The organism is Streptomyces sp. NBC_01235 (genome assembly GCF_035989285.1).
Classification (GTDB): Bacteria; Actinomycetota; Actinomycetes; order Streptomycetales; family Streptomycetaceae; genus Streptomyces.
Genome location: NZ_CP108513.1, coordinates 2,427,947 through 2,446,758 on the forward strand (window position 1 = coordinate 2,427,947; position 18,812 = coordinate 2,446,758).

The 18,812-nt window shown below is 70.7% G+C and carries 12 protein-coding genes and 1 pseudogene; 6 read left to right on the forward strand and 7 right to left on the reverse strand.

What is annotated here, in order from left to right; genetic code table 11:
* The first annotated feature begins 96 nt into the window (after window positions 1–96).
* Window positions 97–2,463, forward strand: coding sequence for a glycoside hydrolase family 31 protein (locus OG289_RS10355; protein ID WP_327313721.1), 2,367 nt, complete (start codon window positions 97–99; stop codon window positions 2,461–2,463).
* 2 nt (window positions 2,464–2,465) lie between these two features.
* On the opposite strand, the gene OG289_RS10360 is transcribed toward OG289_RS10355, so the two are convergent.
* A complete protein-coding gene (locus OG289_RS10360) occupies window positions 2,466–3,002 on the reverse strand; it encodes an NUDIX domain-containing protein (RefSeq protein WP_327313722.1) in 537 nt (178 codons plus the stop codon).
* 47 nt (window positions 3,003–3,049) lie between these two features.
* Entirely contained in the window at window positions 3,050–3,859 is an 810-nt protein-coding gene (locus OG289_RS10365; RefSeq protein WP_327313723.1) for a M15 family metallopeptidase, read from the reverse strand.
* A 97-nt stretch (window positions 3,860–3,956) separates the two neighbouring features.
* Between OG289_RS10365 and OG289_RS10370 the strand changes: the two genes are divergently transcribed.
* The 5 genes from OG289_RS10370 to glpK all read left to right on the forward strand — a co-directional run bounded on the left by OG289_RS10370 (window position 3,957) and on the right by glpK (window position 10,418).
* A complete protein-coding gene (locus OG289_RS10370; protein ID WP_327320633.1) occupies window positions 3,957–4,382 on the forward strand; it encodes a Zn-ribbon domain-containing OB-fold protein in 426 nt (141 codons plus the stop codon).
* Window positions 4,379–5,569: a lipid-transfer protein gene (locus tag OG289_RS10375; RefSeq protein WP_327313724.1), complete on the forward strand. Its 1,191-nt coding sequence runs from the start codon at window positions 4,379–4,381 to the stop codon at window positions 5,567–5,569. Before OG289_RS10370 ends, OG289_RS10375 begins: the two co-directional genes overlap by 4 nt.
* Before the next feature lie 133 nt (window positions 5,570–5,702).
* On the forward strand, window positions 5,703–7,358 hold the full coding sequence (locus OG289_RS10380) for a GGDEF domain-containing protein (protein WP_327313725.1): 1,656 nt from the start codon (window positions 5,703–5,705) through the stop codon (window positions 7,356–7,358).
* A 665-nt stretch (window positions 7,359–8,023) separates the two neighbouring features.
* Complete coding sequence (locus OG289_RS10385) at window positions 8,024–8,773, forward strand: MIP/aquaporin family protein (RefSeq protein ID WP_327313726.1); 750 nt, start codon at window positions 8,024–8,026, stop codon at window positions 8,771–8,773.
* Between the two features lie 124 nt (window positions 8,774–8,897).
* Complete coding sequence (glpK, locus tag OG289_RS10390) at window positions 8,898–10,418, forward strand: glycerol kinase GlpK (protein WP_327313727.1); 1,521 nt, start codon at window positions 8,898–8,900, stop codon at window positions 10,416–10,418.
* Window positions 10,419–10,570: 152 nt separating this feature from the next.
* Here the strand turns inward: glpK and OG289_RS10395 are convergent, their stop codons facing one another.
* The 5 genes and pseudogenes from OG289_RS10395 to OG289_RS10415 form a co-directional block, all read right to left on the reverse strand.
* Window positions 10,571–11,176 (reverse strand): GTP-binding protein, encoded by a 606-nt coding sequence (locus tag OG289_RS10395; RefSeq protein ID WP_327313728.1) that lies wholly within the window; start codon window positions 11,174–11,176, stop codon window positions 10,571–10,573.
* A pseudogene (locus OG289_RS10400) lies at window positions 11,157–14,812 on the reverse strand (hydantoinase B/oxoprolinase family protein). The gene OG289_RS10395 and the pseudogene OG289_RS10400 overlap by 20 nt, the downstream one beginning before the upstream one ends.
* A 24-nt stretch (window positions 14,813–14,836) precedes the next feature.
* Entirely contained in the window at window positions 14,837–15,232 is a 396-nt protein-coding gene (locus tag OG289_RS10405) for a DUF742 domain-containing protein (RefSeq protein ID WP_327313729.1), read from the reverse strand.
* Window positions 15,233–15,241: 9 nt separating this feature from the next.
* Complete coding sequence (locus OG289_RS10410; protein ID WP_327313730.1) at window positions 15,242–15,673, reverse strand: roadblock/LC7 domain-containing protein; 432 nt, start codon at window positions 15,671–15,673, stop codon at window positions 15,242–15,244.
* Window positions 15,670–18,591 (reverse strand): nitrate- and nitrite sensing domain-containing protein, encoded by a 2,922-nt coding sequence (locus OG289_RS10415; RefSeq protein WP_327320634.1) that lies wholly within the window; start codon window positions 18,589–18,591, stop codon window positions 15,670–15,672. Before OG289_RS10415 ends, OG289_RS10410 begins: the two co-directional genes overlap by 4 nt.
* Window positions 18,592–18,812 lie beyond the last annotated feature (221 nt).

Genomic DNA, 18,812 nt, shown 5'->3' on the forward strand with positions numbered 1-18,812 from the left:
CCACACAGTCCGTGTCGTGAAGATGTGGTCGCACCACAGGTGAACGCAAGTTGAACGACCCGCGCGCGTGACGCGGTCAGTGACAGGGTGAACAGCATGGACGGTCGTGACCTGGTGCGTTCGATGAAGGCGGTCGGTCCCGTGGGTGCTTTCCAGGGGTTGCGCACGGTAAAGGCCGCGTGGCGCAGGAGGCGCGCCGATGCCACCGGGCTGCCGGTGCGGGGTCCCGAGCGCGCGCGGGTGCCGGGTCTCGTGCAGGAGGTGGAGCCGGGGCCCGGCGGTGGGACGCTGCGGTTCAGCCGCTCGGAGCTGACGATCCGTGTCGCAGTGAACGGGGCGGTGTTCTGGGGTTGGGACGGTGCCGGGCCCGAGCCGTCGTACGCGCTGGCCGACCGCTGTCCGGAGCCGGATCCCCGGGCGGTGCTGGAGCCGGACAAGGACGGCGGGTGGCGGGTCGTCGCGGAGCGGGTGACGGTCGTGGTCTCACGGCACGGTGCCGTCGAGGTGTGCACGCCGGGAGGCGTGATGTTGCGCCGTGATCTGCCGCCCCGGTGGTGGGAGCCGCAAGGCGGTGGCCCGGCACGCTGGATGCAGCGCTCGGAGGTGGCGGCGGACGCGCGCTGCTTCGGTCTCGGCGGGCGGGCGTCCGGGCCGCGTCTGCGCGATGGGACGTACCGGTTGTGGAACACGGATCCCGGACACGCGTTCGATCGGGAGGATGATCCGCTCTACCTCACGATGCCGGTACAGCTGGTGGTGGCCGACGCGGGCACGCACCTGGTGTTTCACGACACCTCCTGGGACGGCACGGTCACGCTGCGGGAGGGCGAGGAGGGCGCCGGCTCCGGGCACGACCGGCCCGGGGCGTGCGAGATGCGGATGGACGGGGGCCCGTTGCGCTGTTGGGTGATGGTGGGCACCCCCGCGCGCGTGCTGCTTGCCTGGGCCTCGCTCACCGGAGCGCCGGCACTACCGCCCGCGTGGGCGCTCGGTCACCATCACGCGCGCTGGGGCTTCGGCAGCGAGCAGGAGGTCCGCCGGATCGTGGCGGGCTATCACGAGCACGGGCTGCCGCTCGACGCGGTCCACCTCGACATCGACCACTACGACGAGCACCAGGTGTTCACGGTCGACCAGGATCGCTTCCCGAAGCTGTCGGTGCTCGCCGAGGAGCTGCGCCGGGACGGGATACGCCTGGTGTCGATCGTCGACCCGGCGGTCAAGGCCACGCCGGGCAATGCCGTGTACGACAGCGGGGTCGCCGAGGACGCGTTCGTGCGGGACGCGTCTGGACGGCTCGTCGAGGGTGTGGTGTGGCCGGGAGAGGCGGTCTTCCCGGACTTCACGCACGCGCGCGTGCGTCAGTGGTGGGGAGGTCTCTACGCCGAGCGGATCACCCAGGGGTTCGCCGGCTTCTGGCACGACATGAACGAGCCGACGTCGTTCGTCGCTTTCGGGGAGTCGACGTTGCCTCGGTCGGCCCGGCACTCCCTGGAAGGACGCGGTGGTGATCATCGCGAGGCGCACAACGTGTACGGGCTGTGTATGGCCCGGGCGGCCTACGAGGGGCTGCGGGAGTTGGTGCCGGACCAGCGTCCGTTCGTCTTCTCGCGGTCCGGTTGGGCGGGCCTGCAGCGCTACGGCGGCACCTGGTCCGGAGACGTCGCCACGGGCTGGCCGGGACTGCGGGCGTCCCTGTCCCTGGTGATGGGGCTCGGGCTGTGCGGGGTGCCGTATTCAGGGCCGGATGTGGGCGGTTTCGACGGCAGTCCGTCGCCGGAGCTGTATCTGCGCTGGTTCCAGCTGGGCGCGTACCTGCCGCTGTTCCGCACGCACGCGAGTCTGCGGGCGGGACGCCGGGAGCCGTGGGAGTTCGGTCCCGAGGTGTTGGAGCACGCGCGCGTGGCGCTCGTCGAGCGTCGGCGGCTGGTGCCGTACTTCGTGACGCTGGCACATATAGCCCGGCGTACGGGGGCCCCTTATGTGCGCCCGGTGTGGTGGGGAGCGGCCGGTAACCGGGCGTTGCGGGACTGTGAGGACGCGTTCCTGCTGGGTGACTGCCTTCTGGTGGCACCGGTGCTCGACCCGGGCGCCGACCGGCGTTCCGTGCAGCTGCCGCGGGGGCGCTGGTACGACACGGCAACAGGGCGGGCGTACGAGGGGCCGGGGCAGGTGCTCGTGGACGCCCCTCTGTCGCGTATTCCGGTGCTCGCGCGCGCGGGTGCCGTCATACCGGTGCGCGGAGACGACGGCGGCCTGGAGCTGGAGGTGTGGGCACCGGTCCGGGGGCGGACGGGTGGCGGTCTGGTGGTGCGGGACGCGGGCGACGGCTGGGCGGAGCCGGAGATCGAGCGGTACGTCGCCCGCTGGGAGGGCCCGCGGGTCGTCGTCGAGCGGGAGGGTGAGGACGGCGTGCGTGTGCCGTCCCACCCGGTGCGCGTACGCGGGCTCGGCCGGCGGTGAGCTCAGATGTAGCGGCCCTCGAAGAACGCCCGCACGGCGTGCGTGTGCAGGGGGAAGGCGAGTTCCTCGGGCCCGCGAAGGAGGTGCCAGCCCTCGGTCTCGTCCGTGGCGGCGGACGACGGGAGACCGTCCGCGGGGCGCTCCGGAAGGAGCCCGAACAGCAGCAGGTGACCGTCGGGGGAGCTCATCGCGTCGGCCAGCCGCACGTCACGGGCCGCCGCGTCGATGCCTGTCTCCTCCTTGAGCTCGCGAACGACGGCCTGCCGCCAGTCCTCACGGTTGTCTATGTAGCCGCCGGGCAGTGCGATGCCCCCGCGCGCGGGAGCGATGGTTCGAGTGATGACGACCAGGGCGGTGCCCTTCGTGTCGTACACGGGCTGGAGCGCGACGGCCACGGGCAGCGGGTTGCGGTAGGCCACGGTGGCGCAGGCCTGACAGGTGCGGGGCCAGCCGGTGACGCCCTCCCCGTAGGGCGCTCCGCAGCTCGAACAGTAGGAGTCGCGCGCGGAGTTCGAAGTGGAGTGCAGAGTTTCGGACACGCGGCGGAGCGTATCCGATCTTGGGGAGGGCGTCGTACGGAGGCGGCTCAGTAGCCCCTGGCGAGGGAGTCGGCGGACACCTGGAAGTCGAAGTAGGTGTCCGGGTAGGGCTCGGGCTTGAAGGTGTAGTGCCACCACTCCTCGGCGAGGTTCACGAAACCGAGGTCTTCCAGGGTGCTCTTGAGGAGCAGCCTGTTGGCGCGCTGCTCGCCCTGGACGCGCGGGTCGAGGGTGTGCGCGAGGGTGTCGAAACAGTCGAACCCCGTTCCCATGTCGACCGAGTTGTCGGGGAAGCGCTGCCGTTGTGGCGCGTAGCAGGGAACAAGGGGTTCGCCGGGGACGTAGGGCCTGGTCGGCGCGGCCGGGAGCCGCACGATGGTGAGGTCCATGGTCGAGCCGCGGCTGTGACCGGACTTCTCGGCGATGTAACCGTCCTCGAACAGACGGGTCTTGTCGACGTTCGGGTAGAACTCCTCCTTCAACGCCTGGTCGTTCAGGTCCTCGGCCCAGCGGACGAAGTGGTTCACGGCGCGCTGGGGCCGGTAGCAGTCGTACACCTTGAGTGTGTATCCCTGGCGCAGCAGCTTCGTCTGGGCCTGGTGGAGGGCTTCGGCGGCCGGCCGGGTGAGGATGCAGATCGGCTGCCGGTAGCCGTCGATGGGCTCGCCGACGAAGTTGTGCGGGGTGAAGTAGCGCATCTCCTGAAGGATCGTCGGATCCACGGTTCTCAGGGCCACGAAGTCCGTGGGGGCCCCGGGGTCGGTGTGCGCCCGCGCGGTGGCGGAGGCTGTGGGCACAGCCAGCAGGGCGGCGAGTACCGCGACGACAGCGCGCACTGCGCTGGAGAGTCGTGTCATGTCTCCTCCCTGCCCATTTCCCGATGGGCGTGCCACACTCCTGACGTCTCGTCAGATTCCGTAGCCAGGAGGGACCTTGTCGCGTACACGCACACCCGTGGTCGCCGGGTGGTTCACCGGGAGCGGAGACGACTTCACACTGCTGGGTACGCGCTGCTCGGCATGTGAGTCGGTGTTCTTCCCGCGCGAGGACACACACTGTCGCAATCCGGGTTGCCGAGGCGGCGGCCTGGAGGAGGTCCCGCTCTCGCGACGTGGGCGCGTCTGGTCCTACACGGACAGCCGGTACCGCCCTCCGTCACCCTATGTGACCGACCCGGAACTTCCGTGGGAGCCGTACGCGTTGATCGCTGTGGAGCTGGAGTCCGAGCGGATCGTGGTGCTGGGACAGGCGGTTCCCGGGGTCACCGTCGCCGATCTGACGGTGGGCATGGAGGTGGAGGTCGTCCCGGGCGTGCTCGACGAGGACGCGGAGACGACCTGGACGACCTGGCGATGGCGGCCGACGGGGGTGGCGGGATGACAGCAGAGGTGGCGGTGCTCGGCGCGGGGATGCATCCCTGGGGCAAGTGGGGGCGCGGCTTCGTCGAGTACGGCTCGAAGGCGGCACGCGCGGCCCTCGCGGACGCGGGCGTGGACTGGCGGGAGGTCGGTTCGATCGTCGGCGCCGACACGGTGCGTGGCGGCTATCCGGGGTATGTGGCCGGGGCGACGTTCGCGAAGGCCCTGGGGTGGCAGGGAGCCCGGGTCGCGAGTGTGTACGCGGCGTGCGCGTCGGGGGCCCAGGCGATCAACACGGCTCGGGCCCAGATCCTCGCGGGTCTCGCGGACGTGGTCCTCGTGGTGGGGGCCGACGCCGCCCCCAAGGGCTTCTTCCGCCCGGCGGGCGGTGACCGGCCGGACGACCCGGACTGGCTGCGGTTCCGGGTGCTCGGCGCGACGAATCCGACGTACTTCGGGCTGTACGCGCGCAGACGCATGGCGGTGCACGGGGACACGCCGGAGGACTTCGCCCAGGTCAAAGTGAAGAACGCCGCCATGGGAGCACTGAATCCGAACGCGCGCTACCGGAAGCGGGTCACCGCGGAGGAGGTGGCCGCGTCGGCAGTGGTCGCCGATCCGCTGCGACTGCTGGACATCTGCGCGACCTCGGACGGCGGGGCGGCCCTGGTGCTGTCCAGCATGGAGTTCGCCCGTCGGCACGGTGCTGCGGAACCGGTGCGGATCAGAGCCGTCTCCACCGTGACGCCCCGCTACCCCAACACGGTGCTGGATCTCCCGGACATCGCGACCGATTCCGCGGTGGCGGTGGAGCCTGCCGGTGCACCCTTCCGGGCCTCGATCGCCCGAGCCGCATACGAAGAGGCGGGCATCGGTCCCGAGGACCTGTCCCTGGCCGAGGTCTACGACCTGTCCACGGCCCTGGAGTTGCAGTGGTACGAGGATCTGGGGCTGTGCGGCGACGGTGAGGCCGCCAAGTTGCTGCGGGAGGGCGCGACGGCGCCGGGCGGCCGTATACCGGTGAACACGAGCGGAGGACTGGCCTCCTTCGGGGAGGCGGTGCCGGCTCAGGCGATCGCCCAGGTCTGCGAGGTCACCTGGCAGTTGCGGGGACAGGCGGGCGATCGTCAGATCGCGGACGCGCGCGTGGCCGTCACGGCGAACCAGGGGCTGTTCGGGCATGGTTCGGCGGTGATCGCCCTACGGTGAGCGGGAAAGGATGCCTCGATGCGCCGCGGCCGTCGAGCCGGCCGTCCTCACACTCTGTCACTACCCCGGAATCCTGTGTGAACGTCTCATGAACTGCGTCTGAGCGCACGCCCGGCAGCGCCATCATGCTCCCGTGCACTCCTGGACGGACACTCTCCGCTTCGCCTTCCAGCCAGTGGTCAACCTCACCACCGGAGGAGTCGCGGGGCTGGAGATACTCGCCCGCCCCGAGGTCGGCGACATCCTGGCGCGGGCCCGCCGGGAACCCGAACTCGACGGCCGGCTGGCCGTGTTGGCGGTTCGCGCGGCGGCGCGCAAGGAAACCCTGTTGCCCCTGCACGTGAACGTGTTCGCCGGCACTCTGGCCGACCTCGGCGGTCTCACCACCCTGCACGACGCCGTGCGCGAGGCAGGGCGACTGCCATGGGAGGTGACGCTGGACGTCGTTCCGCCCTACACGCACGTGCCGCAGCCCGCGCTCCTGGAGGCTCTGGCCGCGCTCCGGGGCCAGGGCTTCCGGATCAGCGCGGACGGGGTCGGGGACGGGGACGCGCCCCTGCGGCTGCTCGTCGACATCGCGCCGGATTTGGTGAAGCTCGACGCCTCACTCCTGGCACGACCCGCGGCGGTACGGGCGATGCGAACCCTGTGCGACGAGCTGGGGGCGCTCCTGGTCGTCGAGGGCGTGGAGACCGAACTGCAGTGTGCGGCCGCGCTGTCGGCCGGGGCGCAGCTGGCGCAGGGCGCGCTGTTCGCGCCGCCGAGCCGGCTGCCGGCCGCCGACGTGTACGTTCCACCCCTCGGCCCCGGCCTTGAGCCGGCGCCACGGTCGGGGCCGTCGGTGCGGGACTTCGTGCGGCCTGCCGCACAACTGCCCGCGACCGCCTCCGCCGGTCAGGTGCGGGCGCTGCTGACCGGGTCCCCGGAGGTGTCCGGGGTGCTGCTCGTGGACCGCGCGGGGGTTCCGGTCCGCTCGGTGCACCGGTCACGCTTCCTGCTGTCGATGTCGGGCCGCTACGGCCACGCCCTGTACGCGGACCGTCCCGCGGCCAGGCTCGGCGATCCGCCGCGGACGGTGGGCGTCGACGCGACGGCGTGGGAGGTACTGGACGTCGTCGCCGTCGGCGGCCGGGACCGCACCTCCGACGACGTGGCCGTCGTCGACCGCAACGGGCGATGCGTGGGCGTGGTCCGGCTCGCGGACCTCGTTCGGGCGCTGGCCGAGAACAGGGTCGAGGAGGCGGCCGGGCTGAATCCGCTGACCCGGCTGCCCGGTTCGGACGCGATCACCGGGGAGGTGGTCCGGCGGATCGCGGAGGGGCGGACATTCGCGCTGAGCTGGCTGGACATCGACCACTTCAAGCAGGTCAACGACGGGGCCGGGTTCGCGGCGGGTGACGAGCTGATCCGATCGGTCGGAGCGGCCCTGCAGATCGCGGCGACAGGGCACGCGCGCGTGGGGCACATCGGAGGGGACGACTTCCTGGTGCTGGCCGATCCGGAAGGCCTGGATCCGCTGGCCGCCTCCGTACTGGACGCCCCCTGGTCGGCAGGCGGGCACCCGGTCACGCTGTCGCTGGCCACGGTCCTGTGCCGGCCGGGCAGTGTGACCGATCACCGGCAGGCGGCGGCGTGTCTCGCGCCGTTGAAGAAGGCTGCGAAGTCATTGAGAGGGGCGAGTTGGGTGGTGGGGCACGCCGGGCTGGCCGGATACGAGATCCGGCGTGGGGCGCCGCCGATGGCTTCTGCGGGAACGGGGGCGGTCGGGGCGGAGCCGGGGATGAACTGACCTGGGGGCCGCCCCGGCAGACGGTTGAGCGGGGAGCTGACTCGACGGGGCTGATCCGAGGATGTCGAACCCCGTTGGTGAGCTCGGCGCGTGGGCTTCAAGGGCCGGCGGTCCGGTCCCTTGGACAGGTCTGGGGCCCTGGTGAGGCTGCGGTGCCCGAAAGCGGCCACGGAGTGGCTTCAGAGGCAGCGGCACGCCGAACCACGGGTGGCCTCGGGCCTTGTACCGGCCGGTCGGCTGCCGAGAGTGCGGTGTCCGGCGAGTCGCCGCGTCCGGGGAAGGACCCACTGCAGCGCGCGGCACTGGCGCCCAGAGGCGGCGCCGTGTGTCCAGGGTGCCCTCTCCTCCGGGCCTCGGCCTCCACGGTCCGTCCTCCGCACGCCCAACCGTTGCCGTCGGCCTCCTTGACGCTCCCTGGGCACCGGTGAACACTTCCCGGTGTCAGCCGACATCGCCGTACATTCTCGGCGTATCCAGGCATGCGCCGAGCGGGCTTCCCGACGGAAGGCCCGCTCCCCCACGGGCGATTCGGCCAGGACGGCACGCTCGTCACGGACGCCGGGTGGGGCGCGGGAACTCCCTGCCTTGGCCGAAGCAGCCACGGGAACCGCACCCTGCACGGAGCACCGGGGTCGACCCGCCCCGGGCCGGGCCAAGGAGCCGCCATGAGCAACGGAAACATATTCGTCGGCGAGGTCATCGGTACCGCGATCCTCATCCTGTTCGGCGCGGGCGTCTGCGCCGCCGTCACCCTCAGATACTCCAAGGCTCGAGCCTCAGGTTGGGTCGTGATCGCCTTCGGCTGGGGGTTCGGCGTGTTGGCGGGGGCCTACACCGCCGCGCCGCTGTCGGGCGGGCACCTCAATCCGGCCGTCACCCTGGGCATCGCCGTCGACACGGGCGAGTGGGGCAAGGTGTGGGTGTATCTGCTGGGCCAGTTGGTCGGCGCGATACTCGGGGCCGTCCTCGCGTACCTGGTGTACCTCGCTCAGTTCCAGGCGAACGTCCAGCAGAAGGGCACCACCGAGGGCGTGGCCGAGGAGCCCACTCCCACGCTGGGCATCTTCTCCACCATTCCCGAGATCCGGAACCCGGTCGCCAACCTGATCACGGAGATCATCGCGACGATCGCCCTGGTCCTGCCGATCCTTGCCTTCGGGCTGACCAAGGGGCTCGGGGAATCCGGGACAACGGTGCTGATCGTCTCCCTGCTCGTCGTCGGTATCGGTCTCTCCCTCGGCGGGCCCACCGGCTACGCCATCAACCCGGCGCGCGACCTCGGCCCGCGCATCGTGCACACCTTCCTGCCCATCCCGAACAAGGGCACCTCGGACTGGGGTTACGCCTGGATCCCGGTCGTCGGCCCGCTGGTCGGCGGAGCGCTCGCGGGTCTCCTCTACAACGCGGCCTTCTGAGCAGTCGTCCGACGCCTCCCGAGCAGCCGGCTCAGCGGCGATCCACGCGGACATCCCGCAGCACTGCGCAGCCCTGCGCTGCAGCCATCCGCGCAACCCTCCCAACCCAGCCCAAGGGGTAGCCATGACGGACAACGCAGAGAAGTACGTCGCCGCAATCGACCAGGGCACCACCTCCAGCCGCTGCATCATCTTCGACCGTGACGGCGCGATCGTCGCCGTCGACCAGCGTGAACACCGCCAGATCTTCCCCAAACCCGGCTGGGTGGAGCACGACGCCACCGAGATCTGGTCCAAGGTGCAGGCGGTGGTCGCCGGGGCGATGGCCAAGGCCGGGCTGCGCGCCGACCAGATCAGCGCCCTGGGCATCACCAACCAGCGCGAGACGACCGTGCTGTGGGACCGGGCCACGGGCAAGCCGGTGCACAACGCGATCGTGTGGCAGGACACACGCACAGCGGCGCTCTGCAGCCAACTGGGCGGATCCGACGGGCAGGACCGTTTCCGCGAGCAGACCGGGCTGCCGTTGGCCAGCTACTTCTCGGGGCCCAAAGCGGCCTGGCTGCTGGACAACGTGCCGGGTCTGCGGGCGCGCGCCGAGCGCGGCGAGATCGCCTTCGGCACCATCGATTCCTGGCTCATCTGGAACCTCACCGGCGGCGCCGACGGCGGCCGGCACGTCACCGACGTCACCAACGCCGGGCGCACCATGCTGATGAACCTGGAGACCCTCCAGTGGGACGCCTCCATCCTCGCCGCGATGGACGTGCCCGAAGCCGTCCTGCCGGAGATCAGGTCCTCCGCCGAGGTGTACGGCACGGCAGTCGGCCAACTCGACGGCGTGCCGGTCGCTTCGGCGCTGGGCGACCAGCAGGCGGCGGTGTTCGGCCAGGCCTGCTACGAGGTGGGCACGGCGAAGAACACGTACGGGACGGGGAGTTTCCTGCTGCTCAACACCGGCAACCGGCCGGTGCCGTCGAAGAGCGGGCTGTTGACGACGATGGGCTACAAGATCGGCGGCGAGGCGCCTGTCTACTGCCTGGAGGGTTCGATCGCCATAACGGGTGCGCTCGTGCAGTGGTTCCGGGACCAGCTCGGCATCATCCGTACGGCTGACGAGATCGAGAGCCTGGCAGCGAGCGTCGACGACAACGGCGGCTCGTACATCGTGCCCGCGTTCTCGGGGCTGTTCGCGCCTTACTGGCGCTCCGACGCACGAGGTGTCGTCACCGGACTCACCCGCTACGTCACGAAGGCCCACCTCGCGCGGGCGGTGCTCGAGGCTACGAGCTGGCAGACGCGCGAGGTCGTGGACGCCATGTTCCAGGACTCCGGGGTGCAGATCACGACCCTGAAGGTGGACGGGGGAATGACCAAGAACAACCTGCTGATGCAGCATCAGGCGGACGTGCTCGGCGTGCCCGTGATCAGGCCGCGGGTCTCCGAGACGACCTGCCTGGGCGCGGCGTACGCGGCGGGGCTGGCCACGGGCGTGTGGAACGACCTCGACGAGCTCAAGGCGCACTGGCAGAAGGACGCCGAGTGGACCCCGGCGATGGAGGCGGCGGTGCGTGACCGCGAGTACCACAACTGGCGCAAGGCCGTGGAGAAGAGCCTCGGCTGGCTGGAGGACGGCGAAGGCTAGTACGCGCGTGTTCTTCCGATCCACGACACGCGCGCGTGCCTCCGTCGTGCCACACGCGCGTGCGGCTCCGCGGCCGCACGCCCTCTGAGTCACGGCCCGTACCCCGGTCGGCGGGGGTACGGGCCGTGCCGGCCTTCGGCCGTGCGAACGCCTCAGGTGGTGACGGCCTGGCGGCGTTCGGCCCCGTAGTCCATCGCGTGCTGGACCACGCCGACCAGAACGTCCCGGACCGACCTGCGGTCGCGGGCGTCGCACAGCACCACCGGTACGCCGTCATCGAGGTCGAGGGCCCGGCGCACGTCCTCCTCCGGGTAACGGGCGGCATCCTCGAAACAGTTGACGGCGATGAGGAAGGGTATGGAGCGCCGTTCGAAGTAGTCGACGGCGGCGAAGCAGTCCTCCAGGCGGCGTGTGTCGGCGAGCACGACCGCGCCGAGCGCGCCCTCGGAGAGCTCGTCCCACATGAACCAGAAGCGCTCCTGGCCCGGCGTCCCGAACAGGTACAGCACGAGGTCCTCGCGCAGGGTGATGCGCCCGAAGTCCATGGCGACGGTGGTGGTGTGCTTGCCCTCGACGCCGGTGGTGTCGTCGACCGGACGGCCGGCCTCGGTGAGGTACTCCTCGGTGCGCAACGGCTTGATCTCGCTGACGGCGCCGACCAGAGTGGTCTTGCCCACGCCGAAGCCGCCGGCCACCAGGATCTTGAGCGTGACGGGCTCGACCGGGGACTTGCCGCGCTCAGAACGCCCGAAGATCATCGATCACTTCTCCTGCTTGATGGCTTGACTGGGGGTGTTGGGCGGGGAGCCGTAGCCTCCGCCGCCGGGGGTCTCGATGACGAGTGCGTCGCCAGGGCCGACATCCACGGAGTCGCTGCCGCCGAGCAGGACCACGGTGCCGTCCGCCCGTTCCACCCTGTTGGCGCCCAGCGCGCCCGGGGCGCCGCCCGCGAGGCCGTACGGGGGGACCCGGCGGTGCTGGGACAGGGTGGAGACGGTCATGGGCTCGTGGAACCGGATGCGGCGGATCGCGCCGTCCCCACCGCGCCACCGTCCTGCGCCTCCGCTGCCGGGCCGGACCGCGAACTCCTCGAGCTGGACCGGCAGCCGCCACTCGAGGACCTCGGGGTCGGTCAACCGGGAGTTGGTCATGTGGGTCTGGACGACGCTCGCGCCGGGGAAGCCGTCACCTGCGCCGGATCCGGAGGCGACGGTTTCGTAGTACTGGTGGCGTTCGTTGCCGAAAGTGACGTTGTTCATGGTGCCGGAGCCCTCGGCCTGGACACCGAGGGCCGCGTAGAGGGCGCCGGTGATCGCCTGGGACGTCTCGACGTTGCCGGCCACGACGGCCGCGGGCGGTTCGGGGGAGAGCAGGGAGCCGGGCGGCACGACGATCCTCAGGGGGCGCAGGCAGCCGTCGTTGAGCGGGATGTCGTCGGCGACCAGGGTCCGGAAGACGTACAGGACGGCCGCGTTGACGACGGAATAAGGTGCGTTGAAGTTGGTCGGCAGCTGCGGTGAGGTGCCGGTGAAGTCGACGGTCGCGGAGCGGTTCTCGCGATCCACGCGCACGCGTACCCGGATGACGGCGCCGGAGTCGGTCTCGTAGGCGTACTCGCCGTCGTCCAGGGCGTCGATGACTCGGCGCACGGCTTCCTCCGCGTTGTCCTGGACGTGCCTCATGTAGGCCTGTACGACGTCGAGCCCGAAGTCCTCGATCATGCGGGCCACTTCGTCGACGCCTTTGCGGTTGGCGGCGATCTGGGCGCGGAGGTCGGCGAGGTTGGTCCGCGGATTGCGTGAGGGGTACGTCGCCTCGGTGAGGAGGCGGAGGGTCTCCTCTTCGCGGAAGCGGCCGTTCTCGGCCAGCAGCCAGTTGTCGAAGAGGACTCCCTCCTCCTCGATGGTGCGGCTGTTCGCGGGCATGGACCCCGGAGCGATGCCGCCGATCTCGGCGTGGTGGCCGCGCGACGCGACGTAGAAGAGGAGCTTGCACTCACTCTCCGTGACTTCGGTGTGCTCGGCCCCATCGGTGCCGAAGACGGGGGTGATCACGGTGACGTCGGGCAGGTGCGTGCCGCCGTGGTATGGGTCGTTGACCGCGTACGTGTCGCCGGGGCGCATCGAGGAGCCGCGGCGGCGGATGACCTCCTTGACGCTCGTACCCATCGATCCCAGGTGGACGGGGATGTGCGGGGCGTTGGCCACCAGGTTTCCGTCGGGGTCGAACAGGGCGCAGGAGAAGTCGAGGCGCTCCTTGATGTTGACGGACTGGGCTGTGGACTCCAGGCGGGCGCCCATCTGTTCGGCGATGGACATGAAGAGGTTGTTGAAGACCTCAAGGAGGACCGGGTCGACTTTCGTGTCGAGATCGGAACTCTGCGTAATCGTGGCGCGTTCCATGACCAGATGCCCGTCGTGGCTCGTCGTGGCCTCCCAGCCTTCGTCGACCACGGTGGTGGCACTGGCCTCGGTGATGATCGCTGGGCCGGTGACGGTCTCGCCGGGAGGGAGGTCCTCGCGGCGGTGAAGGGGTACGTCGCGCCAGGCGCCGCCGGTGTGGAGGCGGACGGTCCGGGGTGCGGCGGTGCGGCCTTCGTACGGGGCGAGGGCGGACAGATCGGGGGGTTCGGTGATGCCAGTGGCTTCCACGGAGAGTGCTTCGACGACGATCGGGCGGTCGAGCGTGAAGGAGTACGTCGCGCGATGACGTTCTTCGAAAGCCCGCCTCATCACGGCGGGTTCGGTGAGCTCTACGGTGAGGGCTGTGTCGGTGCCGTCGTAGCGAAGCTGCGCGCGGCGGGTGACGTGGACGCGGTCGTCGGGGACGTCCTCGGCGCGCAGTTCGGCGCGAGCCGCCGTCTCCAGATCGTCGGCGGTCTTGAGGATGCCGGGCAGCGCGGCGGCCTCCAGCGGTGCCTCCACGGACTGTTCGCGCATGGCGGTCGTGTCGGCGAGCCCGATGCCGAGGGCGGACAGCACGCCCGCCATGGGCGGGACGAGCACGGTACGGATGCCGAGCGAGTCGGCGACCATGCACGCGTGCTGACCGCCCGCACCACCGAAGGTGGTGAGGGCGTAGCGGGTGACGTCGTGGCCCTTCTGGACGGAGATCCGCTTCACCGCGCCCGCGATGTTGGCGACGGCGATCTGGAGGAAGCCCTCCGCGACCTGCTCCGGCGTGCGGTCGTCGCCGGTCTGCTGGTGGATCTCGCCTGCCAGGGTGATGAAGCGGTCCCGTACGAGGGCGTCGTCGAGGGGCTGGTCGCCGTCGGGCCCGAACACCTCGGGGAAGTGGGCGGGTTGGATGCGGCCGAGCATCACGTTGGCGTCGGTGACGGCGAGCGGGCCGCCGCCGCGGTAGCAGGCCGGCCCAGGGGCCGCGCCGGCCGAGTCCGGTCCCACACGGTAGCGGGAGCCGTCGAAACGCAGGACGGATCCGCCGCCCGCGGCCACGGTGTGGATGTCCAGCATCGGGGCCCGCAGCCGCACGCCGGCGATCTGTGTGGTGAAGACGCGTTCGTACTCGCCCGCGAAGTGGGAGACGTCGGTGGAGGTCCCACCCATGTCGAAGCCGATGACGCGGTCGAAGCCCGCGAGCTGGGACATCCGGGCCATGCCGACGATGCCGCCCGCGGGCCCGGACAGGATGGCGTCCTTGCCGCGGAACTGGCTCGCCTCCGCAAGCCCTCCGTTGGACTGCATGAACATCAGTCGCACCCCGCGCAGTTCGTCGGCGACGTGCCGGACGTAGCGGCGCAGCACGGGCGAGAGGTAGGCGTCGACGACGGCGGTGTCCCCGCGCGGGACGAGTTTCATGAGGGGGCTGACCTCACTGGACAGCGAGATCTGCGGAAAGCCCGTGCGGGCGGCCAGCTGCCCGACGGCCTGTTCGTGGGCGGGGTGGAGGTAGCTGTGCATGCAGACGACGGCGACGGCCCTGATCCCGTCGTCGTACGCCTCCCGCAAGGGACCGGCGAGGGCGTCCAGGTCGGGGGCGCGCAGGACGCTGCCGTCGGCGGAGATGCGCTCGTCGACCTCCAGGATCCGCTCGTACAGCAGCTCCGGGAGTTCGATGCGGCGGGCGAAGATCCGGGGGCGGTTCTGGTAGGCGATGCGCAGCGCGTCACGGAAGCCGCGGGTGATGACGAGCAGCGTGCGCTCGCCCTTGCGTTCGAGAAGGGCGTTGGTCGCGACCGTCGTGCCCATGCGGACGGCCTCGACGGGCTCATGCGCGCCCCCCAGGAGGGCACGGATGCCGGCGACCGCCGCGTCGGCGTACCGCGCCGGGTTCTCCGACAGCAGTTTGTGCGTCAGCAGCCGTCCGTCCGGGCGGCGCGCGACGATGTCGGTGAAGGTGCCGCCCCGGTCCACCCAGAACTGCCAGCCGGTCACGTCCTCACCTCGCTTTCGCGCTGCTCACAGCGCTCGGAGGCCGTTGATCACGTCGCGCAGAATACTCTCGTCCGGCAGTTCGGCAGGGGGTACTGGCCGGTTCACATGGACGAATGCCGCGTCCACGAGGTCTCCGACGAGGACGCGTACCACTCCGATGGGCAGGTTGAGTCCGGCCGCGAGTTCGGCGACCGACTGCGGCGCGTCCTGGCACAGCTCCACGATGCCCACATGCTCCGGGGACAGCGCGGGGTCCTCTTCCGCCTCGTCGGCGTGGGGTTCGGCGACGACCACCGCGATCAGATCGAGGCGGTGCTGGACCGCACTGGTGGTACGGCCGCGCGTCATGGCGTACGGACGGACGACCGGTCCGGCCTCGTCGTCGAACCAGTGACTTCTTCCCTGACCGTCTGTGCTCATACCATCCCACTACCCGCCCGCGGGCAGATCGGTGCGCGGGGTGGTGCCCAGATGTACGCCGACCCGCTTGACCAGCAGCGTCATCTCGTACGCCACCTGCCCTACGTCCGAGTCTGCGTCCGAGAGGACGGCGAGGCAGCTGCCGTCACCGGCGGCCGTGACGAACAGAAAGGCGTCGTCGAGTTCGACGACGGTCTGGCGGACGCTGCCGGCCTCGAAGTGCCGGCCGACGCCCTTGGCGAGGCTGTGGAATCCGGAGGCGACGGCGGCCAGGTGCTCGCCGTCCTCCCGGGACAGGTCCTTGGACACCCCCGTCGGCAGGCCGTCGCCGGAGAGGACGACGGCCTTGCGGATGCTGGCGACACGGTCGACGAGTTCGTCGAGGAGCCAGTTCAGCTCGCCGTTGGTGGTGCTGTGGCCGGTCGCCTTCGGTGCGGTCATCGACCGTCCCCCTTTGTCGTTCGTGGTGCTGTGCCGCTGTGGGCGTCGTCGCCCGCGGCGTTCTCTACGCGACCGCGCTGCCAGCCGCGCTGGAGCGAGGCCATGCGGCTGCGTACCTCGTCGGCGTCCCGGTCCGCGGGGTCGGCACGGTTCTCGGTGCGCGGATCCGGTCCTTGCCGCAGTTGCGGGGCCAGGTTCGCCTGCCGTACACGTCGCGGCAGCGCTCCTGTGCCGGAGCCGGTGTCATGAGGCGCGGTTCCCTGGTTCCGGGCACTGCTCCCCCTGTCACCGCCCTGTGCGCTCCCGACCGTCCGGGCGGACGCGGTGTCGGCGCCCACGACCGTGTCGTCGGGGCCGCCGGGCAGGGCGGGAGTCTGCCGGGTGCGCTGCGGAAGGACTGGGGGCTGCGACGGTTCCTCGGCACCGCGGCCGGAACGCTCCGGCAGTGCGGGCCGCTCCGTCGCGCCGCTGTTGTGGGGGATCTGTGCCGTCATACCGCGACGACGGGACGGCAGGGGCGCCGGGCCTTCGTTCTCCATGCGGCGGGGGCCGGGCCTGGCCGGGGGCTCGGCGTCCGTCTCCGCGCGCCGGGGACGCTGTTCCGTGACCGGGCGACCGTGCGAGCTGACCAGCTTGGGCGTGCGGCGACCGGGCAGCAGCGGTACGGGCGCGGCCGGGTCGTCAGTGAGCGGTCCCTCTGGGCCGCCGAGGCCGTCGGACAGCCTGTGGTGCTGGTCGCCGGTGGTGGCGGCCGACTCGCCGTCGGTACGGGTGAGGGAGCGGCGGGGGCGGAACAGACCGCCGTGCTCGTCGTCCTCCTCATCGAGAGCGGCCGGGAAACCACCGAGGGCGTCCAGGTCGACGGGGGCCTCCAGCTCGACCGGACCGTCGAGCATCGAGGCCGGTACTCCGGGAAGCTGCACCGAGGCCGCGGAGAGCGCGGACCTGCGGGTCTCGCCGGACTCTGCCTCCTTCGGGGGCCGGGGGCGGTCGAGCCGGAAGCCGATGCCGTTGGTGTCGGGTACGTCGTCCGTCAGGAGCGCGTCGGGGATGAAGACGATGGCGGTCGTCCCCCCGTACGGCGAGGGCTGCAGGGAGACGCGGACGTTCTGCCGCTGGGCAAGCCGGCTGACCACGAACAGCCCGAGGCGGTCGGTGTCGGACAGTTCGAATTCCGGTGTCTCGGCGAGCCGGAGGTTGGCCTCCAGCAGTGCCTCGGGGGCCATGCCCAGGCCACGGTCGTGGATCTCGAGAGTGAAGCCGTTGGCGACCCGGTCGCCGAACACCTGGACGGCGGTGTGCGGCGGGGAGAACACGGTGGCGTTCTCAAGGAGTTCGGCCACCAGATGGGTGAGGTCGGCGACGGCCGGGCCGGTGGCGGCGAGGCGCGGCAGGCGGCGGACCTCGATGCGTTCGTAGTCCTCGACCTCGGCGACCGCGGCGCGCACGATGTCCATGAGCTGGACGGGCTTGCGCCACTGGCGGGAAGGGGCCGCGCCAGAGAGGATCACGAGGCCCTCGGCGTGCCGACGCATGCGGGTCGTGAGGTGGTCGAGGCGGAAGAGGTCGGCGAGTTCCTCCGTGTCCTCGGTGCGGCGCTCCATGGTGTCGAGCAGGGTGAGCTGCTTGTGCAGCAGGACCTGGCTGCGGCGGGCGAGGTTGACGAAGACCTCGGAAACGCCGGAGCGCAGTTCGGCCTGTTTGACGGCGGCCTCGACGGCGGCGCGCTGGAGGGTGTTGAGGGCCTGGCCGACCTCGCCCATCTCGTTCCTGTCGTACTCCAGCCGCGGCACTTCGGTCTCCACGTCGACCTGTTCGCCCGCGGAGAGGCGGCGCATCACACTGGGCAGTCGCACGCCGGACGCCTCGTGGGCCTCCAGCCGGAGTTGACGCAGGTCGCGGATGAGGCCACGGCCGATGCGCACGGACAGGACAAGGGAGACGAGCAGGGCGATCAGCCCGAAGACACCGGCGACGACCGCCTTGACGATGACTTCGATCGCCACCGGACCGACACGGTCCTGATAGCGGTCGTTGGCCTGCTCGTCCAGGGTGCCCAGCTCATCGAGGACGCTTCCGGCCGCGGTGTCCCAGTTCCGGGCACTGACACCCCGGGGGAGGTCACCGGGCGTAGTGGCGACGACAGCCTGTTCGACCGTCCGCAGCGGGGCGGTGGTGGCGTTCTTCCAGAAGCTCTCGTAGCGTTCGCGCTCCGCGGTGGGCAGTTGGGCGAGGCTGATGTCGTAGACCACTCCCCGCTGGGCCTCGAGGTCGGAGACGTCACGGATCTCCTCGCGGCTCAGCTTGCCCACGACCAGGGCGGAGCCGAGCAGCGCGTCCTCCCGGGAAAGCAGTTCACGAGCGCGGGCGACGCCGACGAGGGCCCGGTACTGCTTGTCCATGTCCACGCTGTCGACCACGTCCATCTTGGCCAGCAGGGCGTAACAGGGGTCGATCAGCTGGGTGTAGAGGTCGAGGGCCTGGGCTCGGGTGACGGTGCCCTCCTCGACGCTTCGGCGCAGGGAGTCGACGCCGTCGAAGGCGTCGAGCACCGCGGTCAGACCCTCGCCGTCGTCCTGGTCGAGGACGTCGCGTACATCGGGGTCCTGGGCGTTGCCGCGGATCTCGGTGAGTGCCTTGTCCGTGGCGGTCCGGGTGCGGCGCAACGCGGCCAGCGCGTCGGAGGCACGGGGGTCGGCGAGGTAGACGAGGGTCTGACGGCGTTCCTGCTGGACGACGCGGACGGTGTCCTCGACGGGGTAGCCGACCTTCTCGACGAGGGACGACATGGTGAACAGGCGGCTCGCCTCGCGTCCCGTGATCACCGTGGCGAAGCCCCAGATGGCAGTCAGGGACACCAGCGGCACGAGGAGCAGCGCCACGATCTTCCGGCGGATCGACTTCCCGCGAAAGCGCATGGCCTCCCCCAGCTCGAACCCCCACCGGCGGGGGGTACGCATGTGCGTCAACAAACGCCGCGAGCCTACTACCGACGCACAGTTAACTCGAAGAGAGATCCGGAAGCTGAACTTCCGTACCGAGGGCGAGACATGGTGGGTTGTCCGGTCATTGTGGGAGATTGCCTCCCCCAACCCGGTGCGCGGACCCAGGCTGGATCCGATCGGCTCGACAAACGAGT